The sequence below is a fragment of the Kitasatospora sp. NPDC101176 genome (assembly GCF_044768035.1).
Lineage (GTDB): Bacteria > Actinomycetota > Actinomycetes > Streptomycetales > Streptomycetaceae > Kitasatospora.
In genome coordinates this window covers 34,288-58,571 of record NZ_JBIWPA010000019.1, presented here as the reverse complement: position 1 = coordinate 58,571, position 24,284 = coordinate 34,288, and the positions used below count along the sequence as shown (strand labels likewise).

Here is a 24,284-nt window from a genome sequence, read left to right as displayed (position 1 = left end):
CCCCGGGGGGCGGGGGGGGGGCCCGCGGGGGGGGGGGGGGGGGGGGGGGCGGGGGGCCCCCCGCGGGGGGGGGGCCGGGGGGGGGGCGGGGGGGTCCCCCCCCCCCCCCGCCCCCCCGGCCGCGCGCCGTCAGAGCGAGGCCGCCGCCGCGGCGATGTCCGCCGCGTAGGTGCTCACCTGGGTGTAGATCCCCGGGTAGCCCGCCCGGGCGCAGCCGTTGCCCCAGCTGACGATGCCGACCTGGACCCAGCGCCCGGCCGCGTCCCGGCGCACCATCGGGCCGCCGGAGTCGCCCTGGCAGGTGTCCACGCCGCCCTTGGCGACGTACCCGGCGCACAGCGAGGCCCCGGTGTTCAGGCCCGGGTAGGCCTGGGCGCAGGTGGCGTCGTCGACGAACGGCACGGTGGCCTTGAGCAGGTACCGCTGCTGCGACCCGCCCTCGGTCGCCGCGCCCCAGCCCATGATGGTGAAGGTGCCGTTGTCGTAGGCGGTCGAGGTGGCGATCGGCAGCGTGCTCACCGAACCGCCGGTGACGGGCGAGGCCAGCTTGATCAGGGCCCAGTCGTCGCCGTTCTCGGCGCCGGTGAAGGCGGGCGACTGGTAGACGTACGTGGAGCGCACCTTGACGGCGCCGCTGCCGCGCAGGTCGACGACGCCGGCCGTCGCGGTGATGCTCGAGTCGCTGCCGGTGCCGTCGACGCAGTGGGCGGCGGTGAGCACGACCTGCGGGGTGTAGAGCGCGCCGCCGCAGCCCATCGAGAGCCGCACCACGAACGGGAACTCGCCCTGCGACGCCCGGGTGCCGCCGACGACGCTCGGCGAGGGCGTGGGGGAGGGCGCGGGCGCGGCCGCGGCGGGCAGCACCGATGCGCCGACCCCGAGTATCGCGGCCGTGAACAGGGTGAGGATTCTGCCGAACTGACGCTTCATCAGGTTCCTCCAAGACAGGTCGGGGAGCACGAGGGTCGCCCGGCCGGCGGCGCGGCAGGAGGGGGTGGGGCCTGCCGGTCCGATCTGGCAGGAACACGGCAATGCGGGGTTCCGGGCCGGGAAGCCCTAAGGTGATCGCCCATGCGAGATCTTGCGGCGGGGATGAAGTACCTGGTCGGGGGCCAGAAGTGGGTCGGCCGGCACGGCCGGTGGTGGGGGATCGGGATGATTCCCGCCCTGCTCGCACTGGTCGGGTACGCCGTCGCGCTCGTCCTCCTCGGCGCCTGGTCCACGGACCTGGCCGCCTGGGCCACCCCGTTCGCCGACCACTGGGGATCCCCCTGGCAGACGCTGCTGCGCGACGCGCTGGCGGCCGTCGTCTTCGGCGGCGGGCTGCTGCTCTCCCTGCTGACCTTCACCGCCGTCACCCTGCTGGTCGGCCAGCCCTTCTACGAGGCGCTCTGCGCCGCGGTCGACGAGTCCGAGGGCGGCGCACCCACGCCGCCCGAGGTCCCGCTCTGGCGCGAGCTGGTCACCGCGGTGGCGGACAGCGTGACCGTGCTGCTCCGGGTCGCGGCGTTCGGCGTGGTGCTGTTCGCCTGCGGGTTCATCCCGGTGGTGGGCCAGACGGTGGTGCCCGCCCTCGGCTTCCTGGTGTCGGGCTTCTTCCTGACCGTCGAGCTGACGGCCGTCGCCCTGCAGCGGCGCGGCGTCCCGCAGCGCGAGCGGATCCGGCTGCTGCGCGCCCGGCTCGGGCTGGCGCTGGGCTTCGGCACCCCGCTGATCCTGGCCTTCCTGGTCCCGCTGGTGACGGTGCTCGCCATGCCGGGGGCGGTCGCGGGCGCCACCCTGCTGGCACGGGACCTCGTCCCGGCGGAGCCGGCCCCGGCGGACGGGGAGGGCGAGGAGCACGGCCCGGCCGCGCCGGCCGCCCAGGCCGCACCGCCCGCCCCGGCCGAGCGGCCGCAGCCCGTCCCCGGGAACCCGTACGCGGGTTCCTGAACCTGCGACCGCCCGGGCGCCGGGGGCGGGCCCCCGAACCGGTGACCGCCCGGTCACCCTGCGCCCACCTCGGCCCGTCGCCCGTGTGAAGCCGCCCACAGGCGTTCCGCCGTCTACTGCCCCCGATAGTGGACACCCCCGGACGCGACGGTGCGTGACCGCCCGTACCGGGGCGGCACCCCGTCCTCCGGGGTCCGGGTGACCCCGAAGAACGCAGGCCACCGCCCCTGCCGCCCTCGCGATCCGTCGCCGGGGGCCACCCCGGGCAACGAATTTCATAAATCGGGCAAATCGCCCACGTGCCTCGGCCGCTCACCGTCACGGCCGCCCGGCGGCCACGATCCACCGTAGTAGCCCACGGCTTTGCCACCCACCGTCGACCCTGCCAAGAATGGCCCGTCGCCAGGCAGCGCGGCCGGCCCGACCGCCGCGCAGCCCGCCCGCCCCGCCAGTTCCGCCGGGGCGCCACGGCCGTCCCGGACGGCCGCGCGGGCCCCGCTCATCCGGGCGCCCGTGCGATGCCCCGCGCCCAGTGCCACCGGCACGGCCCCCGACGGAAGAGGATCTCGCCCGCATGCAGCTCAGCCATGCCCGCCGCAACTCGCTGATCACCGGTGTCGCCACCCTCGTCGTGGCGAGCGCCGCCACCGCCTCCCTCGCCATCCCGCAGGTCGGCGACAAGGCCGAGGCCGCCGCCCCGGTGGCCGCGGTCTCGGTGGACGGCAAGCCGGTCACCGACCAGGCCGAGGCGGGCACCGCTGCCGCCGCCCAGGCCCAGCAGGCCCAGGCCGCCCAGGCGCAGGCCGACGCGGACGCCGCCCAGACCGCCCAGGCCCAGGCCGCCGCCCGGGCGCAGGCCGAGGCCGAGGCGAAGGCCCAGGCGGACGCCAAGGCCAAGGCCGACGCCGACGCGGCCGCCTCCCGCTCCCAGCAGCGCCAGAACCTTTCCGGCTACTCCGGCACCCCGCAGCAGATCGCCGCGCAGATCGTCCCGGCCGGCCAGCTCCAGTGCTTCAGCAACATCGTGTTCCGCGAGAGCAGCTGGAACCCGCTCGCCGTCAACGCCTCCTCCGGCGCCTACGGCCTGGTCCAGGCCCTGCCCGGCTCCAAGATGGCCTCGGCCGGCTCCGACTGGCGCACCAACCCGGCCACCCAGATCAAGTGGGGCCTGGACTACATGAACTCCCGCTACGGCAGCCCCTGCGGCGCCTGGTCGTTCTGGCAGAAGCACCACTGGTACTGATCGCCCCCCGGCGCCGGGCACCCCCGGCACCGAGCACCCCCGGGCCCGCGTCGCACCCGCGTCGCGGGCCCCGCGGCACTCCCGGCCTGACGTGGAGGCACCCGGACGCCTGACGTGGACGCGTCCGGAAGGCCACGTGAAGATATGGCGCACGGGCGTACGTTTTGCCATGCAATGCGATGAATCACGGACCGTCAGGGCTTTGCCACGGTTCGCCTGCCCTCTTACGCTCCGGCGTCATGCCCTCACCCTTGATCAGCGTCGTGGTGCCCGCCTACGACCAGCACAAACAGCTCGCCGACTGCCTGGACTCGCTGCTCGCGCAGTCCCTGCGCGACCTGGAGGTGATCGTCGTCGCCGACCGCTCGCCCGACAGCGCGGTCGAGCTCGCCGACGCGTACGCGGCCCGGCACCCGCGGCTCTCGGTGCTGCACCTCAACGCGGCGGTCGGGGTCGGGGTGAGCCGGAACGCAGGGGCGGCGCGGGCGGCCGGCGACTACCTGCTGTTCCTCGACGCCGACCACCTGCTGCCCAGGGACGCGCTGCAGACCCTCGCCGACCGGCTCCAGCAGACCGGCCCCGTCGACCTCCTGCTGTTCGGCCACTCCCGCCGGCACAAGGACCGCGACTGGCCCGGCGGCGCCGAGGCCCTGCTGGCCGAGGCCGGCCCGGACGTGTTCGCGCCCTTCGACCAGCCGGCGCTGTTCGGCGCGCCGCCGCTGGTCTGGGACCGGCTGATCCGCCGCGGCCACTGGGAGGACCTCCGGCTGGCCTTCCCCGACGGCCGCTACGAGGAGATCCCGGTGGTGCACGCCGCACTGCTCGGTGCCCGCAAGGTCGCCGTGCTGCCGCGCGAGTGCGTCCAGCTGCGCCGCCGCGAGACCGTCCACCCCACCGGCTCCCCCGGCAGCAGCGTCTTCGACCTCTTCGACCAGTACGAGCACAGCTTCGCGCTGCTGGAGGACCAGCCGCACCTGTACGCGGTGCGGGACGCCCTGTTCGTCCGGATGATCCGGCACTACCTGTTCGTCTTCGACCTCGCCGGCTGCGTCACCCGCGCCGAGCGGCCGCAGTTCTTCCACCGGGCCGCCGAGCACCACCGCCGCTTCCAGCCGCCCGGCCACCGCCGCCCGGGCGGCCGCGAGGGCATCAAGTTCTCGCTGCTGGCCGGCGGCGCCTACCCGGCGTTCGAGGTGGCCAAGCTCTCCCACATCGCCCGCGGCACGCTCACCGGCTCCGGCCGCCGCTCCTGACCCGGCCACCGGGGCCGGCGCCGGGGCAGCCGGGCCCGGGACGGCCGGGCCCGGGACGGGCAGGCCCGGACGCGGCCGGGCCCGGACGCCGGCGGGCTCAGACGTGGGCGGTGCCGCCGTCCGCGGCCATCGCGGCGGCGATCCGGTGGGCGTTCGCGGCCCACATCCGCTCCGGGAGCGGCGGCAGCACGTCCATCCAGAGCGAGAGCGTCGAGCCGCGCAGCTGCAGCAGTCCCTCGGGGCGGGCGATCAGCCACAGGTGCAGGTGCGCGGCGCCGTCGCCCCAGCGGTTGACGTGCACCCGGGCGACCCCGTCCAGCGAGCGCAGGGCCCGTTCGACCCGCTGGAGCAGCGGGCCCAGCTGCGCCGCCTGCTCGGCGGGCAGGTCGAACAGGTCGTGATGGGCGCGCGGCCACAGCAGCACCACGGCGGGCAGCCCGGAGGGCGACTCGGTGGTGCCCAGCCGCCAGTGCTCGTCCGTCCAGAGGAACTCCGAGTCCGGGCGGGCGCACTCGCGGCAGGTCTCCGGCCCCTCCTCGCCGTGCCGGGGCGGCTCGGGCCGTTCCGGCGCCGCCAGGGTGCGGACCTGCAGCTCGCCCTCGAACGGGAAGATGTCCCAGGTCTGCGCGCCGTCCACCGGCAGCGGCGGGCGCTCGCCGATCGGCAGCCGGGCGAGGTACTCGTCGGCGCCGGAGCCGCCGCCCGCGGGTTCGGTGATCATGGCCGCCGAGCCTGCCACATGACACCCCGTCGGCGGAAGGCCGGGGTGGCCGGTGTCCCTGCGGCCGCGCGGCTGCCATGATCGGCGGAGCCGTCGCCGCACCCGCCCGGGAGGTCCCTGGTGAGCCGTCCGTCCACCGCCCCCGGGGCGGAGCTGGCCCGCGAGCTGGCCGCCGTCCTGCGCGGCGAGGTCCGCTTCGGCGCCGCCGAACGGACCGTCTACAGCCACGACGCCTCGAACTACCGGCACCTGCCGCTCGGCGTGGTCAAACCCGCCGATCTCGACGACGTCCGCACCGCCCTCGCGCTCTGCCGCCGCCACGGCGTGCCGGTGGTGCCGCGCGGCGCGGGCACCAGCATCGGCGGGCAGGCGATCGGGCCGGGCGCGGTCGTACTGGACTTCCGCCGCCACCTCGGCGCGGTGCTCGACGTCGACCCGGACGCCCGCACCGCGCGCGTCCAGCCGGGCACCGTCCTGGACGACCTGCAGCGCGCCGCCCGGCCGCACGGGCTGCGCTTCGGCCCCGACCCGTCCACGCACAGCCGCTGCACCCTCGGCGGCATGATCGGCAACGACTCCTGCGGCGCGCACTCGCTCGCCTGGGGACGCACCGCGGACAACGTCGAACGGCTGGACCTGCTCCTCGCGGACGGCACCGAGCTGAGCGTCGGCGGCCCGCTCGGCCCACGGGAGCGCGCCGCACTGCGCGAGCTGCCCGGGCGGGCCGGCGAACTCCACCGGGAGCTCCAGGACTTCACCGACGCCAACCTCGCCACCATCCGCCGGGGGATGCCCGAGCTGCCCCGCCGCACCTCCGGGTACCCGCTCGACGCCCTGCTGCCCGAACGCGGCCACGACCTGGCCCGCGCGCTCACCGGCACCGAGGGCACCTGCGCACTGCTGCTCGGCGCCACCGTCAGGTTGGTCGAGGAGCCGCCCGCCCGTGCCCTCGTGGTGGCCGGCTACCCCGACGAGGGGGCCGCCGCCGACGCCGTCCCCGCACTGCTGCCGCTCGGCCCGCTGACCGCCGAGGGCATGTCCGCCGACCTGATCGCCGCACTGCTCGCCGCCGGCCCCCGGCCGCCCGCCCTGGACCGGCTACCCGCCGGCGAGTGCTGGCTGTTCCTGGAGACCGGCGGCGACACCCCGGTCGAGGCCTACCGGGCCGCCCGCCGGCTCGCCGACGCGGTGCGCCGCGAACGCACCGCCGCCGTCGCCCTGGTCACCGACCCCGTCGAACAGCGCCAGCTCTGGGCCGTCCGGGAGGCCGGCGCCGGCATCGTCACCCGGCTGCCCGGCGGCGGCGAGGCCTGGCCCGGCTGGGAGGACTCCGCCGTCCCGCCCGAACGGCTCGGCGACTACCTGCGCGGGCTGCGCGCCCTGCTCCGCCGGCACGGCCTGCGCGGCGTCCCGTACGGGCACTTCGGCGACGGCTGCGTGCACCTGCGGATCGACTTCCCGCTCACCGAACCGACCGGCGTCCTGGTCTTCCGCGAGTTCCTGGAGCAGGCCGCCGACCTCGCGGTCTCCTTCGGCGGCTCGCTCTCCGGCGAGCACGGCGACGGCCAGGCCCGCGCCGAACTGCTGCCCCGGATGTACCCGCCCAGGATCATCGACCTGTTCCGCGCGTTCAAACGGATCTGGGACCCGGAGAACCTGCTCAACCCGGGCGCCCTGGTCGACCCGCGGCCGCTCGACGCCGACCTGCGCTTCGTCGCCGCCCCGCACCGCCCGCTCCCCCTCGCCCTCCCGTACGAGCAGGACGGCGGCAGCCTCACCACCGCCGTGCACCGCTGCGTCGGCGTCGCCAAGTGCGTGGACCCGACCACCGGCGTCATGTGCCCCAGCTACATGGCCACCGGCGAGGAGCGGCACTCCACCCGCGGCCGGGCCCGGCTGCTCGCCGAACTCCTGCGCGGCACCGAGCGGGCGGACGCGGCGATCCGCGACGGCTGGCGCTCCGCCGAGGTCCGCGAGGCACTCGACCTCTGCCTCGGCTGCAAGGGCTGCGCGAGCGACTGCCCGGTCCACGTCGACATGGCGACCTACCGGACGGAGTTCCTGTACCAGCACTACCGGCACCGGCCGCGCCCGCTCGCCCACTACTCCATGGGGTGGCTGCCGCTCTGGCTGCGGGCCGCCGCTCTCGCCCCCGGCGCCGCCAACACCCTCGCCCGCTCCCCCGTCGCCGGAGCGCTCAAGCGGCTCGCCGGGATCGACCGGCGCCGGGTGCTGCCCGTCCTCCCGCCGGAGACCTTCACCCGCTGGTACCGCCGCCACCGCGCCGCCCACCCGGCCCCGGCCGGCGCCCGGCCCGTGCTGCTCTGGCCCGACACCTTCTCCGACCACCTGCAGCCGGGCGTGGCACGCTCCGCCGTCGAGGTGCTGGAGCACCTCGGCTTCGACGTCCGGCTGCCCGCCGGCCCGGTCTGCTGCGGGCTCACCTGGTACTCCACCGGCCAGCTCGGCACCGCCCGCCGGGTGCTGCGGCGCAGCCTGCGGGCCCTAGACGCCGCCGGGCTGCCCGCCGACACCCCGGTGGTCGGCCTGGACCCGAGCTGCACCGCCACCCTGCGCGAGGACCTGCCCCGACTGCTCGGCCCGGACGGCCGGCCGCTCGCCGGACGCACCCGCACCTTCGCCGAGTTCCTCGACGAACACGCCCCCGACGCCCCGCTCCCCCGCGTCCCGCTGGAGGCCGTCACCCAGACCCACTGCCACCAGCACGCCGTCCTCGGCAGCGCCGCCGACCGCCGGGTCGAGGCCCGGCTCGGCCTGCACAACCGCGTGCTGGACTCCGGCTGCTGCGGCCTGGCCGGTAACTTCGGCTTCGAACAGGGCCACTTCGAGGTGTCCGAGGCGATCGCCGAACGCGTCCTGCTCCCCGAGCTGCGGGCCGCCGGCCCCGACACGGTGGTACTGGCGGACGGCTTCAGCTGCCGCACCCAGATCGCCCAGCTCGCCCAGGGCCGGCAGGCCCTGCACCTGGCCGAGCTGATCGCCCGGGCCCTGCGGGAGCAGACCGGCGGGGCGCCGCGCTGACCGCGCACGCGCAGAGGCCTGACACGGCGCCACCGGGCTTGCCACAATGGCGGGATGACCCTCACCACCGCCGAGGCGGACAAGATCGTGGCCGACAACTTCGCCCCCTGGGTCCAGGCCCTCGGACTGTCGGTCGCCGGCGCCGGGGAACGGCACGCCGTGCTGCGGCTGCCCTGGTCCGAGCAGCTCGCGCGGGAGGGCGGCGGGATGTCCGGTCAGGCGCTGATGGCCGCCGCGGACACGGCGAGCGTGATCGCGGTGTCGGCGGCCCGCGGCGGCTTCGGTCCGATGACCACCGTCCAGCAGTCCACCACCTTCCAGCGCGCCGTCACCGGGCAGGACGTCCTGGTCCACGCCCGGGTGACCAAACTCGGCCGGCGGATCGCCTTCCTGGACGTCACCCTCACCGCCGAGGGCGCCGAGGAGCCGGCCGCGCACGCCACCGCGGTGTACGCCCTGGCCTGAGCGGCCCGGCCCCGGTCACGGGCCGGGCCGGGCCGCGCCCTGGCCGGTTCAGCCCTGGGACAGCTGCGACACCACCGGCGGCTCCTCCGCGCAGACCGCCGAGACGAACTCCGCCACCCGGGCCTGCGGCATCCCCCGGGCGATGTCGGCCTCACTGATCATGCCGACCAGCTTGTGCTCCGGGTGGTTGATCACCGGCAGCCGGCGCACCCGGTACTGCTCCATCACCCGCAGCACCTGCTCGGTGTCCTCGTCCGCCTCCACCGTCATCGGCCGGCCCATGGCCAGCTCGCCGGCCGTCACCTGCTCCGGGTCGCGGCCCTCCGCGATGCAGCGCAGCACGATGTCGCGGTCGGTCACGATCCCCAGCAGCTTGTCCTTCTCCCCGCAGATGGGCAGGGCACCGACGTCCCGTTCCCGCATGATCCGGGCGGCGGCGGCGAGCGTCTCGTGCTCGCGGATGCACTCCGCGCCCGGGTGCATGATGTCGCTGGCTCTGGTCATGGTCCGCCTCCTGGCTGGCTTCCAGCCCCTCGTCCATCGTGGTCCCGGCCCGCGACGGACGCCACCGGGCACCGGTCAGACCCGCGCGTCCGGATCCCCGTGCCCGTCCGGGGACTCCGCGTCCTCCAGCGGCGAGTGCTCCAACAGCTCCTCCAGCGGCGGCAGTTCGTGACGCTCGGGCTCCGGTTCGAGCTTCCCGCCGAGGCCCGCGTCCGGCCCCAGGTCGCGCTCCTCGGCGACCTCCTCCGCCGCCTTCGCCCCGGCCGCGGCCGCGGCGGCCGACAGCACCGCCAGCTGCTGGCTCTCCGCGGCGCTGTCCAGGAAGCGCAGCAGCTCCACCGGGAACGGCAGCACCAGCGTCGAGTTCTTCTCCGCCGCCACCTCCACCACGGTCTGCAGCAGACGCAGTTGCAGCGCCGCCGGGGTCTCGCTCATCACCGCCGCCGCCTCCGACAGCCTGGCCGAGGCCTGGAACTCGCCGTCGGCGGTGATGATCCGGGCCCGCCGCTCGCGCTCGGCCTCCGCCTGCCGGGCGATCGAGCGCTTCATCGACTCCGGCAGGGCGACGTCCTTGATCTCCACCCGGTCGATCTGGATGCCCCACCCGAGCGCAGGGCTGTCGATCATCAACTCCAACCCCTGGTTGATCGGCTCGCGGTTGGCCAGCAGGTCGTCCAGCTCGCTCTTGCCGATGATCGACCGCAGCGAGGTCTGCGCGACCTGGGAGATCGCGAAGTTGTAGTCCTGCACGTTGACGGTCGCCTTCACCGGGTCCTCGACCCGGAAGTAGACCACCGCGTCCACCCGGACGGTCACGTTGTCCCGGGTGATGCCCTCCTGCGCCGGGATCGGCATCGTCACGATCTGCACGTTCACCTTGCGCAGCCGGTCCGCGATCGGCATCAGCGCCACCAGCCCGGGCTCCCGGACCTCCCGGCGCACCTTGCCGAACCGGAACACCACACCCTTCTGGAACTGCTGGACGACGCGGATGCTGAACGCAGCCCAGATCGCCCCCAGCCCCACCAGCCCCCCGATCGCCCCCAGCACCGCATCGACGATCATCGCGGCCTCCTCGCGGCTCCGCGGCCTCCTCGCGCCGGCCCGCCCGGCCCGGCCGGAGGCCGCCGGAGCAGCTGGTTCCACGCTACGCCTGCCCGGTCACGGCCGGAACGAACCTCCGCCCCGGCCCCACTCCCTAGGATCCTGTCCATGCCGCAGTCCCCCGCCGACGACCCCGGCCACCCCCGGCACCCCGCCGAGGCGGCCGCCCGCGCCGCCGACCTCACCGTGCTGGACCGCGTCGTCACCGACTGCCGGGCCTGCCCGCGCCTGGTCGCCTGGCGCGAGGAGACCGCCCGCACCAAACGCCGCGCCTACCAGGACTGGGACTACTGGGCCCGCCCGATCCCCGGCTTCGGACCGCCCGACGCCCCGCTCCTCCTGGTCGGCCTCGCCCCCGCCGCCCACGGCGCCAACCGCACCGGCCGGATCTTCACCGGAGACCCCTCCGGCGACCTCCTCTACGCCGCCCTCCACGACCTCGGGCTCGCCAACCGCGCCGAGTCCGTCCGGCACGGCGACGGGCTGCGCCTGCACGGCGTCCGGATCACCGACCCGGTCCGCTGCGCCCCGCCCGACAACAAGCCCAGCACCGGCGAGCGCGACACCTGCCGGCCCTGGATCACCCGCGAACTCGAACTGCTGCGCCCCACCGTACGGACGGTCGTCGCACTCGGCGGCTTCGCCTGGCAGGCCCTGCTGCCCGCCCTCGCCGCGGCCGGCTGGCTCGTCCCCCGCCCCCGGCCGGTCTTCGGCCACGCCGCCCACGTCACCCTGCCCGCCGCCGACGGCGGCCCCGCCCTCCAGCTGTTCGGCTGCTACCACGTCAGCCCGCGCAACACGAACACCGGCCGGCTCACCACCCCGATGCTCCGCGCCCTGCTCCGCACGGCCGCCGAGTCCGCCGGGCTCGACCCGCAAGCCCGGGAGCCCTGAGCCCCCGCGGTGCCGACCCCCGTGCGGCACCGCGGGGGCGGCCCTCAGTCGAACCGCCGGGTGGCCGTGATGCCGCCGTCCACCGGGAGCGTCACCCCGGCGACGTACGACGCGCGGTCGCTCAGCAGCCAGGCCGCCGCCTCCGCCACCTCGACGGCCGTCCCCGGGCGCCCGAGCGGGGTGGAGCGGGCCACCAGCCCGGCGAACTCCGGCCCGGCGGCGAAGTAGAGCTCCGTCCCGGGCGTGCGCACGACGCCGGGGGCGACGGCGTTGACCCGGATGCCCTGCGCCGCGCAGTCCGCGGTGGCCGCCTTCACCAGGCCGGTCAGCCCGTGCTTGGCGGCCTGCTGGGCGCCGTCGCCGAAGCCGCCGACCAGCGCGCCCACCCCGGTGTTGAGCACCACCGAGCCGCCGCGGCCGCCCGCGGCCATCGCCCGCAGCTGGGCGCGCAGGCAGAGCCAGCTGCCGCGCAGGTTGAGCGCATGGGTCTCGTCCCACTCCGCCTCGGAGCGTTCGGCGAGCGGGGCCGGCCCCAGCCCGGACCCGGCGTTGTCGAAGGCCGCGTCCAGCCGCCCGTACGTCTCCAGCGCCACCCGGACGGTCCGGTCGGCGCCCTCGGCGGTGGTCAGGTCCGCGGCCACGGCCACCGCCCGGCCGCCCTCGGCCCGCAGTTCGGCGGCCAGCGCCGCCACCTCCGCGCCGGTGCGCGCGGCGAGCACCAGCAGCGCACCCTCCCGGGCGAACAGCCGGGCGGCGGCCGCGCCGATGCCCCGGCCGGCACCGGTGACGATCGTGACCTTGTCCTCGAGGAGTCCCATGCGGCGAGCCTCCCGGCCGCCCGGCCCGGGCACCAGCGGCCGGCTGCTCCCCGGGAGCGGCCTGCAGGGGACAGCCAGGTCCTGGTTAACCGCCGGCGGCTGTGGCAGCGTGGCGCGCATGCCCGAGACCCCGCTCGGCGCGTTCCTGCGCGCCCGCCGTTCCCGGTTGGCGCCCGACGAGGCCGGCCTGCCGACCACGGCCGGGCGGCGGCGGACGCCCGGGCTGCGCCGCGAGGAGGTGGCCGCCCGGGCCGGGATCTCGGCGGACTACTACGCCCGGCTGGAGCAGGGCCGCCAGCGGGTGCCGACCGGCCCGGTCCTGGACGGCATCGCCGCCGCCCTGCAACTGGCCGGACCCGAACGCGCCTACCTGCACCGGCTGGCCGGCCACCACCGCAGGGCGGCGGCCCCCGCCCCGGCCGAGCCGCCGGCCGTGCCCGCCACCACGCTGGCGCTGCTGGACACCCTGGACGCCGCTCCCGCCTTCGTCACCGGCCCCACCTTCGACCTACTGGCCTGGAACCGGCCGGCCGGGCTGCTGATGGCGTGGCCGGAACGGCGGCCGCCGCACGAACGCAACCTGCTGTGGCAGGTCTTCTGCTGCCCGAACGGGGACCGCTCAGGCAACCTGGCCGCGAGCGGCTCGATCGGCGCCGATCTGGTGGCCTCGCTGCGCGCCCACCACGCGGACCGCCCCGGCGACCGGGGGCTCGACACCCTGGTCCGGCGGCTGTCGGCCGACAGCCCGGCCTTCGCCGCCCTGTGGGACCGCCACCGGGCGGGCGCGCCCGGGCCCGGCCGGCTGCACGTCCGCCACCCCGCCCTGGACACCGAGGTCCTCGAGTACACGGTGCTCCCGCTGCCCGAGGAGGGCCGCCACGTCTTCGCCTTCCTCGCCCCTCCGGGCAGCCGGGCCCGGGACGCCTTCGCGGCCGTGCACGCGGACGAGCCCGGGCCGTCGGGGCCCTGAACCGGGCCGGGAACCCGCGGCCCTGCCGTCGGACCGGTGACCGGTGGCCGGAGCACCGCCGGCCGAAGCGGGTCGGTGTCAGCCCGCGCGCGGCGCCGTCAGCCGAAGCGGGCCAGCCGCCGGCGCGAGGCCCTCGCCCACGCCTCCGGCAGCCGGCCCCGGGCGCTCGCCTCCGCCGACAGCTGCCGCCCGTAGAGCGCCCCGTACCCGAAGGGCTCGGTGCTGCTCCCGGCCTGCCGGGCCAGGGCCGCGGCGGCCACCGCCGCGTCCTGGTGCTCGCCGAGCACCTCCTGGACGGCCTTCATCCGCTCCGTGTACCGCTCGGCCGCCGCCCCGACGGCCGGGGCGGCGGTCTCCCCGGCGTAGCGGGCGCGCTTGGCGGCCTTGCGGGCCTCGTGCAGGGCCCGGTCGCGCTCCTCGGCGGGCGCCGACCCGGCGGCGAGGGCCGCCTCGACCCGCCGGCCGGTCCGCCGCTGCTCGCGCCCGGCGATCCGGGCGAGTTCGGGCACCGCCGCGCGTGCGGCCCGGCCCCGCAGCGGGGGGTCGGCGAGGAAGGCGTCGAGGGCGTCGGCGAGGCCCCGGCGGCGCGGGTCGTCGAGCGCGGCGACCACCTCCGGCCGGATCCGCCGGTACTCGGCCCGCCCCCACCGTTCCAGCTCGGCCGCGACCCGCTCGGGCCGGCACTCGGCGGGCAGTTCGCGGGCCTGGGCGGCCAGCCGCTCGACGAGCACCTCGTGGTCCCGCGCCCGGCCGAGGGCGGCCGCCAGCCAGCGCAGTTCGGCGACCAGGTGGTCGGCGGAGCCGGGTGCGAGGAGCCGGCGGAAGGTCCGCAGGGCGCTGCGCAGCCGCCGGCAGGCGACCCGCATCCGGTGCACGGCGTCGGGCCGGTCCGCCCGGACGGCGCCGTCGAGGCCGGCCAGCACCGCCGCCTGGGCCTCGACGCGGGCCAGCAGGACCTGGCCCGCGGTGGCCTGGGAACGGGCCATGCGCGCTCACCCCCTCGCCGGACTCGGGAACGCCTTCCAGGCTACTGAACGCGACGGCCCGGTGCCGGGCCGCACGGGCCGGGCGGGGCCGCCGGGGCGCGGCGGCGCGGGCGGGGCGCGGCGGGGCGGGCGGGGCGGGGCGCGGCGGGCGGGGTCACGGGAGCGGTCCAGGAACCCCGTAAAGCGAGAACGTGCGAGCGGGACGGGCGGAACCGGTCCGTCCCCCGGAAGACCAGTTCGTTCACGCGGCGGGACACTACGCCCCTCCCGCGCGCGCCGAGTGCGCCCCCGGGAACTGGGCTGAAGGGCCCTCAGGTCGGTGAACGGGCGGCCTCCGAGGGGCAACGGGCGCCCGCCGACCGGGTACGCGCCCTCGTGCCGGGTGTAAGCGTCGTGACATACTCCGGGCGTGACGACCTCCACCCGTGCGACCAGGGCCCTACGGGCCGCGGTGTTCACCGCGCTCGCCGTGCCGCTGTCCGCGCTGGGCCAGGTCGTCATCACCGGTCGCCCGCTGCCGCTCACCCTGGTGGCCGCCGCGACCGCCGTCGTCTTCCTGGTCGCGGCCGCACTGGCCGGCGGGGAGCGGCGGCTGCTGCACATCGCCGTCGTGATGGTGCCGGTCGAGCTGCTGCTGAACACGACCTTCAACCTCGGGCAGACCGGCTGTGGGCCGATCCTGTCCGAGCACGTGCCCGCGCGCGGCGTGAACCTGATCGTCTGTGGCGGCGGGTCGGTGGACGGCTCGCTGCTGGGCGGCCCGCTGGGCCACGCCGGGCAGTTGGCGCCGGCGGCGACCCAACTGCTGCTCCTGCTGGCGCACCTGGTGATCGCCCTGGCGGCCGCGGCCTGGCTGCGGCTGGGCGACGCGGCCCTGTCCGGGCTGGTCCGGGCGCTGCGTGCGCTGCGCCAGTCGCTGGGCCGCCCGTTGCGCGCCCTGGTCCTGCTGCTGGTCCCGGCCCCGGCCCGGCCGGTGCTGCGGGTGCCGCTGCCGGTGTCGGACCGCCCGCGGCCGCGCCGCGAGGACGTGGTCCTGAGCCCGGCTCCCCGGCGTGGCCCGCCGGTCCTCGCGCCTGCCTGCTGATCCTCCGTCACCCCGGCCGGTCCCCGGCCCCGGTACGCCCGCAGGCAGTGCGCACGACTCCCGCGTCCATCGATCACGCCGCACCAGGTGCGGCTTCCCGCGCGCCCTCGCGCGCCGCGTACAGGAGTTGACTTCCCATGGCTCAGGCCCCCAGCAAGCAGCAGGCCAAGCGCATCAGTGCCCGTGAGCGCATCCAGGAGGCGCAGCGCGTCGAACAGCTGGCCGCGAAGCGCCGCCAGCGGATCGTGGTGGCCGTCTCGGCCGTCGTCGTGCTGGCCCTCGCGGGCGGTACCGCGCTGGCGATCGGCTCGGCGTCCGGCAAGGACGAGAAGCCGGCCGCGGCCGGTGCGCCCGCGCCGACCGAGCTGGTCGTGCCGGCGAACGCCTCCGGCCCGGACGGCACGGTGATCGCCTACGGCAAGGCCGACGCCCCGCACACCATGGCGGTGTACGAGGACTTCCGCTGCCCGGTGTGCAAGCACTTCGAGGCGGCGAACGGCGAGACGGTCAAGAAGCTGACCGAGGACGGCTCGGTCAAGGTGGAGTTCCACCTGGCGGCCTTCCTGGACAAGAACCTCGGCGGCAAGGGCTCGCGCACGGCGCTGGCCGCGGCCGGGGCCGCGCTGAACGAGGGCGTGGACAAGTTCAAGCAGTTCCACGACGTGCTCTACGCCAACCAGCCCGACGAGCGCGAGGACGGCTTCGGTGACGCCGGCCGCATCCTCGACCTGGCCGGCAAGGTGCCCGGCCTGAAGACAGACGCCTTCGTGAAGGCGGTCACCGACCGCACCTACGCGCCGTGGGCGGCGAAGGTCGCGGACGCGTTCAACGACAGCGGGGTCACCGGCACCCCCACGGTGACGGTGGACGGCAAGCCGATCAGCCTGTTCAGCGGCAAGGCCACCGTCACGCCGGAGCAGTTCACCGCGCAGGTGCGGCAGGCCGCCGGCCTCTGAGGCGAATCTGCCACGCAGGGCACCACCGGCCCGGCCGAACCCCGGTCGGGCCGGCTCCTCCCAGCCACCGGAGTGTGCTGCCACCATGACCGCCGCGACCCCCGTGCACCCGCCCCGCCCCGCCCCCGCCGCCGACCGGGCCCCGGTCGGCGCGGGCCGGGCGTTCTCCCTGCTGCTTTTCCTCGGTTCCCTGGTCGGGCTGGCCGCCTCGGCCGTCCTGACCGTCGACAAGCTCCGCATCCTCGAGAACCCCTCCTACGTCCCCAGTTGCAACCTCAATCCGGTGATCAGCTGCGGCTCGGTGATGCGCACCGAACAGGCGGAGGTCCTCGGCTTCCCCAATCCGCTGCTGGGGCTGGCCGCATTCGGCGCGCTGGCGGCGATCGGAGCGGGGCTGCTGGCCGGTGCCGCGTACCGGCGGTGGTTCTGGCTGGGCCTGCACGCCGGCACCCTGCTGGGCGTGGTGTTCGTGCACTGGCTGGTGGACCAGGCGCTGTACGAGATCGGCGCGCTGTGCCCGTACTGCATGGTGGTGTGGGCGACGGTGGTGACGCTGTTCTGGTACACGACGCTGCACAACCTGCGGACCGGGGTGATCCCGGTCGGCCCCCGGCTGCGGCCGGTGGTGCGGGAGGCCGCGCGCTACCACTGGGTGCTGCCGGTGCTGTGGGCGGCGGTGATCGCGCTGCTGGTCCTCAACCGCTTCTGGTACTACTGGAGCACGCTCCTCTGACGGTGCGCCGCCGGGCGGTGCCCGGTCAGGGCGTGCTCGGGGAACCCTGGCCGAACACCGCCCGGCGGTAGGCGTTGCGCAGGTCGGTGAGCGGCTGGATCCCGCGGTCGTAGTGCACCTTGTTGGTGAGCAGCAGCGCCCAGCGGCCGAGCCTCCGGGAGACCCAGAAGCCGGTGCCGGTGAAGCCGTAGTGGACGAAGGTGCCCTCGGCCGGCTCCGTGCCGGGGGCGTACAGCCAGGACAGGCCGCGGGCGGGCGCGAGGCCCCCGGTCTGCTCGCGCAGCGACTCGGCGATCCAGGGTTCGCCCCAGGGCGGCCCGGCCGGCGGGGCGAGCACCGCGGTGAGGAAGCGGGCGAGGTCGCGGGCGGTGGAGAAGGCCCCGGCGTTTCCCGAGACCCCGCCGAGCAGCCGCGCGGAGGGGTCGTGGACGACGCCGCACAGGTGGGCCCCGGTCCGCTCGTCGTACTCGGTGGGCGCGGTGCGGTCGGCCTCGGCGGGGTCGAGCGGCCCGTACCGGGTGTCGGTCATGCCGAGCGGCCGCCAGACCTGGCGGTCGGCGAGCCGGTCGAGCGGGGCGCCGCCGAGGTCCTCGACGAGGTGGCCGAGCAGCACGGCGGCGCGGTCGGTGTACTCGACGGCCGTCCCGGGCGGGCGGTGCAGTGGGGCGGCGACCACCCCGGCCCGGATCGCCGCGAGGTCGCGTCCGTAGCGCTGCTCGAAGCCGGTGTACGGGAGCATTCCCGCTGTGTGGGCTAGGAGTTGACGTACCGTCACCACGCCGACGGGGTGCCCGGCGGCAGGCGGCCACCACCGGCCGAGGGGCTCGTCGAGCGGGAGCCGGCCGGCCTGCCACAGCGCCCCGGCACAGGGCCAGAGCGCGACGACCTTGGTGAGGCTGGCGAGGTCGTACCGGGTGTCCGGGCCGACCGCGAGCCCGGCGTGCCGGCCCCGGCCGAGCACGCCGTGGGCGCCGCCGCCGATCCGGCCGCGGGCGTCGCCGACGGCCCACACGGCGCCGGCGCCGACGGTGCGGGCGCCGTCGGCGACCAGCCGGTCGAGCTCCCCGCCGGGCGCGGCCAGGTCGGGGAGCCGCTCGGCTCCGGGTGCTCGGTGGCTCATCCGTCCCCCTCGGAGGTGTCGGGGGAGCCTACCCGGCGGGCGGGCGGATCAGGCCGTCGCGAACAGTTCCTTGCCGAGGCAGATGCTCATCGGGTGTTCGCGGTAGATACCGAACTTCCGGATCGCCGCGTACCCCTCGGACTCGTACAGCGCCACGGCCTCCGGCTGCTCGGTACCGGTCTCCAGGATGGCCCGGGTGAGCCCGGCCTCGACGGCGGTCCGCTCCAGGTGGCGCAGCACCGCCCGGGCCAGGCCGCGGCCGCGGGCGGCCGGGATCACGAACATCCGCTTGATCTCCGCGTCACCGTCGCGCACCCCGTCCGGCCCGGCCTGCTTGGCCCGCCAGCCGCCGCAGGCGACCGGCCGGCCCCCCAGGTAGGCGATCAGGAACAGTCCGGACGGCGCCTCGAAGTCCTCGGCGTGCATCACGGTCTCGTCGGGGTCGCCGTAGCGGCGGACGTACTCCTGCTGGACCTCCGCCGAGAGGGCCTGGGCATCGGGGTGGGCGTAGCCGGTGACGCGGAACTCGACGGTGTCCGCCGCCGCGGTGGTGCTCTTCATGAGGAAAGAGCCTACGGCGGGGAGTCAGCGGGCCTCGAACCGGGCGACCAGGTCGTCCTTGCCGAACATCCGGGCGGTGTCGAGCGCGTTCGGAGTGCCGGCGGCCGGGTCGGCACCGCCGGCGAGCAGGACGGTCAGCACGTCCTCGGCGCCCTTGAAGACGGCGCCGGCGAGCGGGGTCTGGCCGCGGTCGTTGGCGAGGTTCGGGTCGGCGCCGCGCTGCAGCAGGGCTTCCACGGTGGCGGCGTGGCCGTGGTAGGCGGCGAGCATCAGCAGGGTGTCGCCGCGGTCGTTGGTGAGGTCGGCGGGCGCGCCGGCGTCGACGTAGGCGGCCAGGGTGTCGGTCTCGCCGGCCCGGGCCGCGTCGAAGAGCTTCCCGGCGAGCGCGATCACCTCGGCGTCGGGGGCGTCGGCGGGCTGCTGGTGGGCGTCGGTCATGGCGGCGGCCTTTCCGGTCTGCGGGTGGAGGGTGCTGCGCGTACCGCACCGTAGCGGCCGGGCGGCGGCGCGGGCCAGCGTGCGTCCGGATTCCGGACGGCGCCCGGCCGGTGCGACACGTGTGCCGGAACGCTCCGGGGCCGTTCGGGCGAACTTCCCCGACCGCCGGGAAACCCCCGCCCCCCGCGGCGGGAATGCCTCGCCGCGCCGAAACGGCGCGGATACGGCCCCACCCGGGCCGGTTCGCATACCTCCGTCCGGACTCCAGGACGGTATCGGGGCGGAAAACCACCCATTTGCCCCGTTCCATCATCTATTACTTTTTGTCACGATTAAGGCACTTTCCGTGACACCGTCCCTGTCCCCCTCCCCGAGGAGCAGAGCGTGATCCTCTCGATTTCCGGCATCGTCCTGTTCGGCACCATCGCCTTCCTGTTCTTCCGCAGGGACGGACTAAAGGTCTCCCACGCCATCGTCTGCGCCCTCCTCGGCTTCTACATCGCCGGCTCCTCGATCGCCCCGAGCATCACCGCGGGCGGCGCCAGCCTGGCGAGCCTGCTCGGCGGCCTGAGGTTCTAGGGCGCGTCACTCCCCTGTACGGGCCCGGGCGCGGATCCCACCGCCCCGGGCCCCGTCGTACCACCGGCCCCGCCCCCGCCACCCCACCCGTCCCACCCGCCCGGGGAGTCAAGGAATGCCGCTCAACCGCCACCTCAGCAAGGGTCGCGAGATCGCCCGGACCGCCGGGGACCACGCCTCCGACATGTTCGCCCCGCTCTCCGTGATCGGCCGCGGACTGCGCCACCACGCCGGCTGGACCAAGGACCGCTGGCAGACCACCCCCAAGGAGCGCCGCGGCCCGACGCTGTTCCTGGTCGCCGCCATGGCGGTCGGCGTCTACCTGCTGCCGCACGGCCTGCTGTTCGCGCTGATCGCCCTGATGGCCAGCGCCGCCTGGGCCGGCCGGGCCCCCAAGGCGGCCCCGGCACCGGCCGCCCCGGACGTCGCCGACGTCAAGCTCGGCGCGCTCTACGCGGCGCTCACCCCCTACCTGTGCGGCCCCGAGGACGCCAACCCGCTGTACCACTTCGAGGGCAGCTACAAGGACGCCTTCGGCTCCTGGGAGTTCGACGCCGAGGGCCGGCTCTCCCGGCTGGAGCTGGGCTACCCGGCGTACTTCACCGACACCGAGCCCACCGCCCGGGCCCGGATCGAGCAGGTCGTCCAGGGCAAGGCCGGCCGGGCCCGGGAGTACCGCTTCGACTGGGACGAGGAGTCCAACCGGCTGCGGATCGCCGCGCTCACCCCGCTGCCCACCGACATCGTCGCCCAGCGCTTCGTGGCCGCCCCCGGCGAGATCGTGCTCGGCTTCACCGACGAGGACGGCACCGCCCGCACCATCCCGGTCTCCCGGGGCGGCGCGATCGCCCAGCAGCCGCCGGTGGTCTGGCGCACCGGCCCCCGTTCGGCCGAGCCGCACCTGCTGGCGCTCGGCGTCACCGGCTACGGCACCTCCAGCCTGATCCGCTCCGTCGCCCTCCAGGCCCTGCCCTACGCCGACCTGGTGGTCGTCGACGGCGCGGGCACCGGCGAGCACGCCTGCCTGGTCAACCGGCCCGGCGTGCACACCGTGGAGACCAGCCTGCACGGCGCACTCGCCGCCCTGGAGTGGGCCGCGCAGGAGACCGACCGCCGGCTCGCCGCGCTGAACGCCTCCCGGCACGCCGGCACCGCCCCGCCCGAGGACGTCACCCGGCCACTCTGGCTGCTGCTGGACCACCCGACCGAGCTGAGCGAGCTCGCCCACGCCGAGGGCAGGCCGGACCCGCAGGACCTGCTCGAACTGCCGCTGCGGCACGGCCGCGCCGCCCGGGTCACCGTGGTCATCGCCGACGACCTCGAGGCCCGGGACCGGATCACCCCGACCGTGCGGGCCACCACCCGGGCCCGGGTGGTGCTCGGCCCCGCCGGCCCCGAGCAGGGCCACGCCGCGCTCGGCGCCCCGCTCGACATCGTGCCCGCCGCGCACGCCCCGATCGGCCGCGGCTACGCCCGGATCGGCAACGGCGCACCCGTCCGGCTCCAGGTGCCCACCACCGTCGACCCGCTCGACGACGAGGCCCCGGCCCCGCTGCGGGACGCGGTGATCGCCCTGCTGCCGCACCGCGACACCCGGACCGAGGCCGCCGCCGACCTGCCGCCCCGGCCGGAGCACCCGCCGACGGCCCTGCGGGCCGACGGATCGCCGCTCACCCTCCCGATCACCCTCGGCAAGGACGAACCGATGATCCGTTCCCGTCCGATCTCGTAACCGCCCGGGGACGGGGGCGGCGACGGGCGTCGAATCCCGTCCCGGTACGCTCGTGGTGGAAAGGCCGACCGATCACCAGATGTGAAATAGGTGACACCTGGGGTGATATCCGCGGCCAGATGTGACAAATCGGGCGCCGGTGGGTACAAACAGGGGCGGCACGACAGACGACGCATGTCCCGGGACGGGAATCTTCGTCGGAAGCCGAGCGTTGACCGAACGACGAAGAACAGCGACCACTAGTCCTGTGGGCCATAAGCCCGGGAGGCACGATTCATGAGCGAGCGAGCTCTCCGCGGCACGCGACTCGGGGCCACTAGCTACGAGACCGACCGCGGTATCGATCTGGCTCCCCGCCAGACCGTCGAGTACGCATGTCAGAACGGACACCGATTCGAGGTTCCTTTCTCGGTCGAGGCGGAGATCCCCGCGACCTGGGAATGTCGCTTCTGTGGCCAGGAGGCAGCACTTCTCGACGGCGACGAGCCGGAGGAGAAGAAGGTCAAACCCACGCGCACCCATTGGGACATGCTGATGGAGCGCCGGACGCGCGAGGAGTTGGAGGAGGTGCTGGCCGAACGGCTGGCCGTGCTCCGCTCCGGCGGGATGAACCTCGCGGTGCATCCGCGGGACACCCGCAAGAGCGCCTGATCTCTCTCCCGCCACGGCGGGAGGACGCGAAAAGGGACCCTGGTCACCAGGGTCCCTTTCGCGTTCTCCGGCCCCGCCGGGCGCGGCCGTCCGGGCCGGAGGAGCGGAGGGGGAGGATCAGCCGGCGATCGGCGGGCGGTAGGTGGTGTCCGGGCCCTGCTGGTCCCGCGGCGCCGCACCCGGCTCCACCACCTCGCCCTGGATCACCTTGCCGTCCGGGCGGTGGATGCGCAGCTGCTCCTGCAGCCGCATCGCGTCCGCGAACGGGGCGGACCCGGCGGCGGCGGTGCTGCGCAGGGCCTTGTCGGCCACCCGGCGGCCGGCCGCCCGCCACAGCGCCCTGGTCGGCGGGAAGAGCAGGGTCAGCGCCAGCGCGTCCGACAGGAAGCCCGGGACGATCAGCAGCACGCCGGCCAGCACCGTCATGCTCGTCCCGGTCTGCGGCTGCTGGGACTTCGGGTCCTTGCTCTGCTCGATCGCCGCGGACAGCGCCTTCAGCCCGGCCCGCTTGATCAGCGAGCCGCCGATCAGCGCGCCCGCGACGAGCAGCAGCAGCACGACGAATCCGCCCAGCCACGAGCCCACTTGGACCAGCAGCCAGATCTCCAGCACCAGCCAGGCGGTGATCAGCAACGGCAGCAGCCGGCGGAGCCTTCCGCGCGGGGCCGGACGGGTGGGGGCGGCTTGCTCGGTCACGGTACGGATCCACTCCAGGCGGTGCTCTGCGCGCCGCACGGGAGGTCCGGGCCGGCTACGGCACCACCCGGTCCAACGAATCCGTCGCGGCCGGTGTTCCGGCGGCGGCCCTGCGGCGGCGGCCGACCAGCACGCCCGCGCCGCAGGCCAGCAGGCCCGCGACGGCCAGCGTCCACTCCGGCGCGGCACCCACCCGGTCCGCCACCGTGGTGCCGTCGCGCAGCGGGACCGTCGCCGACAGCTCGGCCGGCGTCAGCTCCTCGGTGCGCTGCTGCACCGTGCCGTCCGGGGAGATCACCGCGCTGATGCCGCTGGTCGCGGCGATCAGCACGGCCCGCCCGTGCTCGACGGCGCGCAGCCGGCTCATCGCGAGCTGCTGCTCCGGCTGGCCGGTCCTGGCGTAGGTCGCGTTGTTGGTCTGGACGACGAGGACCCGGGCGCCGCTGTCCACGGTGTCCCGGACGATCTCGTCGTAGGCGACCTCGAAGCAGATCACGTCGCCGATCCGGGCCGGGCCGAGCTGCATCACGCCGTTGTGGTCGCCGGGGTAGAAGTCCCGGGCGACCCGCTGGAGGCGGGTGATCACCTTCATCAGCTGGGCGCGGAACGGCACGTACTCGCCGAACGGGACGGGGTGCTGCTTGGTGTAGGAGGCGCCCGGGCCGGTCTTCGGGTCCCACACGATGCCCTCGTTCTGGACGTGCTGGGCGTCCGGGCCGTCCACCAGGGTGCCGACCAGGGTGGGCACGCCGACGGTCTTCACCGCCTGGTCGATCCGCTGGTAGGCGAGCGGGTCGCTGAACGGGTCCAGGTCGGAGGAGTTCTCCGGCCAGATCACGATGTCCGGGCGCTCGACCCTGCCGGCCCTGATGTCCGCGGCGAGGCGCTCGGTGGCCACCGCGTGGTTGTTCAGGACCATCATCGGTCGGCCGAGGAAGTCCATGCCCGGGTTGGGCACGTTGCCCTGCACGATGGCGACCTTCACGGTGTCGGCCGCCCCGGTCGGCACCGGCACCAGGTAGCCTGCCAGCAGCGCGGCCACGGCGCCCAGCGCCGCCAGCGCGGCCGCCTTCGGGGCCCGGCCCGGCCCGCGCAGGCGCAGCGCCGCCCAGGCCAGCAGGGCGCCGGAGAGGGCGACCGCGAAGGTCACCAGCGGGGCGCCGCCGAGCGCGGCCAGCGGGGTGTACGGGGTCGCCGTGTTCGCGAAGGCCAGCCGCCCCCACGGGAAGCCGCCGAGCGGCAGCCGGTCCCGGGCCCACTCCTGGGTGATCCACAGGCAGGCCGCCCACAGCGGCCAGGCCGGCAGCCGGGAGGTCAGCGCCAGCCCGCTGCCGAGCACGGCGAGGAACAGCGCCTCCACGACCGACAGGCCGACCGTCGCGTCCCAGCCCACCACCCGCAGCCAGCTGAGCAGCATCAGGAAGAACGGCAGGCCGAAGGCGAAGCCCGTCCAGGCCGCCTGGCGGGCGGTGCGGCCGCGGGTGAGCAGCGAGAGCGCGGCGACGCCCAGCAGCGAGAGCGGCCACAGGTCGAAGGGCGGGAAGGCGAGCGCCAGCAGCAGTCCGGCCAGCGCGGCCAGGCCGGTGCGGGGCAGCCCGGCGCGGACCCGGGCGAGCACGCGGGTGACCCGGCCGGGCGCGGGCGCCGGCTCGGCCGGCTCTGGTGCGGCCCCGGACCGCTCCTGGGTGACGGGCATGGCCACCGGCGCACCATCTTCCTGCGTGTTGCTGTTCGGACGCTGTCCGAAGAAGGTACCCCGGAACGCCAGGGAAGCGTGAGGTCAGGGTGGTGGGCGACCGGCG

24 protein-coding genes are annotated in these 24,284 nt (G+C 75.8%); 13 read left to right on the top strand and 11 right to left on the bottom strand.

The window, feature by feature from the left end:
* Positions 1-129 precede the first annotated feature (129 nt).
* Positions 130-930: a S1 family peptidase gene (locus ACIRS1_RS24310; protein WP_402843244.1), complete on the bottom strand. Its 801-nt coding sequence runs from the start codon at positions 928-930 to the stop codon at positions 130-132.
* A 141-nt stretch (positions 931-1,071) separates the two neighbouring features.
* On the opposite strand from ACIRS1_RS24310, the gene ACIRS1_RS24305 reads away from it, so the two are divergent.
* From ACIRS1_RS24305 to ACIRS1_RS24295, 3 genes are all read left to right on the top strand, one after another.
* Complete coding sequence (locus ACIRS1_RS24305) at positions 1,072-1,932, top strand: EI24 domain-containing protein (RefSeq protein ID WP_402843242.1); 861 nt, start codon at positions 1,072-1,074, stop codon at positions 1,930-1,932.
* Positions 1,933-2,506: 574 nt separating this feature from the next.
* Positions 2,507-3,175 (top strand): transglycosylase SLT domain-containing protein, encoded by a 669-nt coding sequence (locus tag ACIRS1_RS24300; protein WP_402843239.1) that lies wholly within the window; start codon positions 2,507-2,509, stop codon positions 3,173-3,175.
* A gap of 239 nt (positions 3,176-3,414) precedes the next feature.
* Positions 3,415-4,428 carry a glycosyltransferase family 2 protein gene (locus ACIRS1_RS24295; RefSeq protein ID WP_402843236.1) on the top strand — a complete coding sequence of 338 codons (1,014 nt, stop codon included), beginning with the start codon at positions 3,415-3,417 and terminating at the stop codon, positions 4,426-4,428.
* Between the two features lie 97 nt (positions 4,429-4,525).
* Here ACIRS1_RS24295 and ACIRS1_RS24290 read toward each other — a convergent pair whose 3' ends face one another.
* Positions 4,526-5,149, bottom strand: coding sequence for an HIT family protein (locus tag ACIRS1_RS24290; protein ID WP_402843234.1), 624 nt, complete (start codon positions 5,147-5,149; stop codon positions 4,526-4,528).
* A 120-nt stretch (positions 5,150-5,269) separates the two neighbouring features.
* Between ACIRS1_RS24290 and ACIRS1_RS24285 the strand changes: the two genes are divergently transcribed.
* Positions 5,270-8,191, top strand: a complete 2,922-nt coding sequence (locus tag ACIRS1_RS24285; protein WP_402843231.1) for an FAD-binding and (Fe-S)-binding domain-containing protein — start codon at positions 5,270-5,272, stop codon at positions 8,189-8,191.
* Positions 8,192-8,245: 54 nt separating this feature from the next.
* Positions 8,246-8,656, top strand: a complete 411-nt coding sequence (locus tag ACIRS1_RS24280) for a PaaI family thioesterase (RefSeq protein ID WP_402843228.1) — start codon at positions 8,246-8,248, stop codon at positions 8,654-8,656.
* Positions 8,657-8,704: 48 nt separating this feature from the next.
* Here the strand turns inward: ACIRS1_RS24280 and ACIRS1_RS24275 are convergent, their stop codons facing one another.
* Positions 8,705-9,160: a CBS domain-containing protein gene (locus ACIRS1_RS24275; protein ID WP_402843226.1), complete on the bottom strand. Its 456-nt coding sequence runs from the start codon at positions 9,158-9,160 to the stop codon at positions 8,705-8,707.
* A 75-nt stretch (positions 9,161-9,235) separates the two neighbouring features.
* Positions 9,236-10,225 carry a slipin family protein gene (locus ACIRS1_RS24270; protein ID WP_402843223.1) on the bottom strand — a complete coding sequence of 330 codons (990 nt, stop codon included), beginning with the start codon at positions 10,223-10,225 and terminating at the stop codon, positions 9,236-9,238.
* Positions 10,226-10,372: 147 nt separating this feature from the next.
* Here ACIRS1_RS24270 and ACIRS1_RS24265 point away from each other — a divergent pair, with 147 nt between their 5' ends.
* Positions 10,373-11,158 (top strand): uracil-DNA glycosylase, encoded by a 786-nt coding sequence (locus ACIRS1_RS24265; protein WP_402843220.1) that lies wholly within the window; start codon positions 10,373-10,375, stop codon positions 11,156-11,158.
* A gap of 44 nt (positions 11,159-11,202) precedes the next feature.
* On the opposite strand, the gene ACIRS1_RS24260 is transcribed toward ACIRS1_RS24265, so the two are convergent.
* A complete protein-coding gene (locus ACIRS1_RS24260) occupies positions 11,203-11,976 on the bottom strand; it encodes an SDR family NAD(P)-dependent oxidoreductase (RefSeq protein WP_402843217.1) in 774 nt (257 codons plus the stop codon).
* Between the two features lie 118 nt (positions 11,977-12,094).
* Between ACIRS1_RS24260 and ACIRS1_RS24255 the strand changes: the two genes are divergently transcribed.
* Positions 12,095-12,946 carry a helix-turn-helix transcriptional regulator gene (locus ACIRS1_RS24255; RefSeq protein ID WP_402843214.1) on the top strand — a complete coding sequence of 284 codons (852 nt, stop codon included), beginning with the start codon at positions 12,095-12,097 and terminating at the stop codon, positions 12,944-12,946.
* A gap of 98 nt (positions 12,947-13,044) precedes the next feature.
* On the opposite strand, the gene ACIRS1_RS24250 is transcribed toward ACIRS1_RS24255, so the two are convergent.
* Positions 13,045-13,932 carry a CHAD domain-containing protein gene (locus tag ACIRS1_RS24250; protein WP_402843212.1) on the bottom strand — a complete coding sequence of 296 codons (888 nt, stop codon included), beginning with the start codon at positions 13,930-13,932 and terminating at the stop codon, positions 13,045-13,047.
* Positions 13,933-14,341: 409 nt separating this feature from the next.
* Here ACIRS1_RS24250 and ACIRS1_RS24245 point away from each other — a divergent pair, with 409 nt between their 5' ends.
* From ACIRS1_RS24245 to ACIRS1_RS24235, 3 genes are all read left to right on the top strand, one after another.
* Positions 14,342-15,016: a hypothetical protein gene (locus tag ACIRS1_RS24245; RefSeq protein ID WP_402843209.1), complete on the top strand. Its 675-nt coding sequence runs from the start codon at positions 14,342-14,344 to the stop codon at positions 15,014-15,016.
* A gap of 137 nt (positions 15,017-15,153) precedes the next feature.
* The gene (locus ACIRS1_RS24240; RefSeq protein ID WP_402843206.1) at positions 15,154-15,972 is read left to right on the top strand and encodes a DsbA family protein; all 819 of its coding nucleotides are present in this window, start codon (positions 15,154-15,156) and stop codon (positions 15,970-15,972) included.
* An 85-nt stretch (positions 15,973-16,057) separates the two neighbouring features.
* Positions 16,058-16,705, top strand: a complete 648-nt coding sequence (locus tag ACIRS1_RS24235) for a vitamin K epoxide reductase family protein (protein ID WP_402843203.1) — start codon at positions 16,058-16,060, stop codon at positions 16,703-16,705.
* 25 nt (positions 16,706-16,730) lie between these two features.
* Here ACIRS1_RS24235 and ACIRS1_RS24230 read toward each other — a convergent pair whose 3' ends face one another.
* Genes ACIRS1_RS24230 through ACIRS1_RS24220 form a run of 3 tightly spaced genes read right to left on the bottom strand, consistent with a single transcriptional unit; the run spans position 16,731 to position 18,824 of the window.
* Complete coding sequence (locus tag ACIRS1_RS24230) at positions 16,731-17,825, bottom strand: serine hydrolase domain-containing protein (RefSeq protein ID WP_402843201.1); 1,095 nt, start codon at positions 17,823-17,825, stop codon at positions 16,731-16,733.
* Between the two features lie 48 nt (positions 17,826-17,873).
* On the bottom strand, positions 17,874-18,386 hold the full coding sequence (locus tag ACIRS1_RS24225) for a GNAT family N-acetyltransferase (RefSeq protein WP_402843199.1): 513 nt from the start codon (positions 18,384-18,386) through the stop codon (positions 17,874-17,876).
* 24 nt (positions 18,387-18,410) lie between these two features.
* Positions 18,411-18,824, bottom strand: coding sequence for an ankyrin repeat domain-containing protein (locus ACIRS1_RS24220; RefSeq protein ID WP_360208036.1), 414 nt, complete (start codon positions 18,822-18,824; stop codon positions 18,411-18,413).
* Between the two features lie 384 nt (positions 18,825-19,208).
* On the opposite strand from ACIRS1_RS24220, the gene ACIRS1_RS24215 reads away from it, so the two are divergent.
* The 3 genes from ACIRS1_RS24215 (at position 19,209) to ACIRS1_RS24205 (ending at position 21,786) form a co-directional block, all read left to right on the top strand.
* Positions 19,209-19,403 carry a hypothetical protein gene (locus ACIRS1_RS24215; RefSeq protein ID WP_360208039.1) on the top strand — a complete coding sequence of 65 codons (195 nt, stop codon included), beginning with the start codon at positions 19,209-19,211 and terminating at the stop codon, positions 19,401-19,403.
* A gap of 115 nt (positions 19,404-19,518) precedes the next feature.
* On the top strand, positions 19,519-21,135 hold the full coding sequence (locus ACIRS1_RS24210; protein WP_402843196.1) for a hypothetical protein: 1,617 nt from the start codon (positions 19,519-19,521) through the stop codon (positions 21,133-21,135).
* Between the two features lie 276 nt (positions 21,136-21,411).
* Positions 21,412-21,786, top strand: coding sequence for an RNA polymerase-binding protein RbpA (locus ACIRS1_RS24205; RefSeq protein ID WP_355365562.1), 375 nt, complete (start codon positions 21,412-21,414; stop codon positions 21,784-21,786).
* Positions 21,787-21,903: 117 nt separating this feature from the next.
* Here ACIRS1_RS24205 and fxsA read toward each other — a convergent pair whose 3' ends face one another.
* Both fxsA and lnt read right to left on the bottom strand, forming a co-directional pair.
* Positions 21,904-22,482 carry an FxsA family membrane protein gene (gene fxsA / locus ACIRS1_RS24200; RefSeq protein ID WP_360208045.1) on the bottom strand — a complete coding sequence of 193 codons (579 nt, stop codon included), beginning with the start codon at positions 22,480-22,482 and terminating at the stop codon, positions 21,904-21,906.
* Between the two features lie 55 nt (positions 22,483-22,537).
* Positions 22,538-24,178, bottom strand: a complete 1,641-nt coding sequence (gene lnt, locus ACIRS1_RS24195) for an apolipoprotein N-acyltransferase (RefSeq protein WP_402843192.1) — start codon at positions 24,176-24,178, stop codon at positions 22,538-22,540.
* Between the last annotated feature and the right edge of the window lie 106 nt (positions 24,179-24,284).

Coding starts and splice junctions, on each gene's coding strand:
- ACIRS1_RS24235 (WP_402843203.1), top strand. CDS start 16,058: ATGACCGCCGCGACCCCCGTGCACCCGCCCCGCCCCGCCCCCGCCGCC.
- ACIRS1_RS24225 (WP_402843199.1), bottom strand. CDS start 18,386: ATGAAGAGCACCACCGCGGCGGCGGACACCGTCGAGTTCCGCGTCACC.
- lnt (WP_402843192.1), bottom strand. CDS start 24,178: ATGCCCGTCACCCAGGAGCGGTCCGGGGCCGCACCAGAGCCGGCCGAG.
- ACIRS1_RS24270 (WP_402843223.1), bottom strand. CDS start 10,225: ATGATCGTCGATGCGGTGCTGGGGGCGATCGGGGGGCTGGTGGGGCTG.
- ACIRS1_RS24265 (WP_402843220.1), top strand. CDS start 10,373: ATGCCGCAGTCCCCCGCCGACGACCCCGGCCACCCCCGGCACCCCGCC.
- ACIRS1_RS24305 (WP_402843242.1), top strand. CDS start 1,072: ATGCGAGATCTTGCGGCGGGGATGAAGTACCTGGTCGGGGGCCAGAAG.
- ACIRS1_RS24310 (WP_402843244.1), bottom strand. CDS start 930: ATGAAGCGTCAGTTCGGCAGAATCCTCACCCTGTTCACGGCCGCGATA.
- ACIRS1_RS24290 (WP_402843234.1), bottom strand. CDS start 5,149: ATGATCACCGAACCCGCGGGCGGCGGCTCCGGCGCCGACGAGTACCTC.
- ACIRS1_RS24240 (WP_402843206.1), top strand. CDS start 15,154: ATGGCTCAGGCCCCCAGCAAGCAGCAGGCCAAGCGCATCAGTGCCCGT.
- ACIRS1_RS24255 (WP_402843214.1), top strand. CDS start 12,095: ATGCCCGAGACCCCGCTCGGCGCGTTCCTGCGCGCCCGCCGTTCCCGG.
- ACIRS1_RS24275 (WP_402843226.1), bottom strand. CDS start 9,160: ATGACCAGAGCCAGCGACATCATGCACCCGGGCGCGGAGTGCATCCGC.
- ACIRS1_RS24280 (WP_402843228.1), top strand. CDS start 8,246: ATGACCCTCACCACCGCCGAGGCGGACAAGATCGTGGCCGACAACTTC.
- ACIRS1_RS24230 (WP_402843201.1), bottom strand. CDS start 17,825: ATGAGCCACCGAGCACCCGGAGCCGAGCGGCTCCCCGACCTGGCCGCG.
- ACIRS1_RS24205 (WP_355365562.1), top strand. CDS start 21,412: ATGAGCGAGCGAGCTCTCCGCGGCACGCGACTCGGGGCCACTAGCTAC.
- ACIRS1_RS24260 (WP_402843217.1), bottom strand. CDS start 11,976: ATGGGACTCCTCGAGGACAAGGTCACGATCGTCACCGGTGCCGGCCGG.
- ACIRS1_RS24295 (WP_402843236.1), top strand. CDS start 3,415: ATGCCCTCACCCTTGATCAGCGTCGTGGTGCCCGCCTACGACCAGCAC.
- ACIRS1_RS24300 (WP_402843239.1), top strand. CDS start 2,507: ATGCAGCTCAGCCATGCCCGCCGCAACTCGCTGATCACCGGTGTCGCC.
- ACIRS1_RS24220 (WP_360208036.1), bottom strand. CDS start 18,824: ATGACCGACGCCCACCAGCAGCCCGCCGACGCCCCCGACGCCGAGGTG.
- ACIRS1_RS24210 (WP_402843196.1), top strand. CDS start 19,519: ATGCCGCTCAACCGCCACCTCAGCAAGGGTCGCGAGATCGCCCGGACC.
- ACIRS1_RS24250 (WP_402843212.1), bottom strand. CDS start 13,932: ATGGCCCGTTCCCAGGCCACCGCGGGCCAGGTCCTGCTGGCCCGCGTC.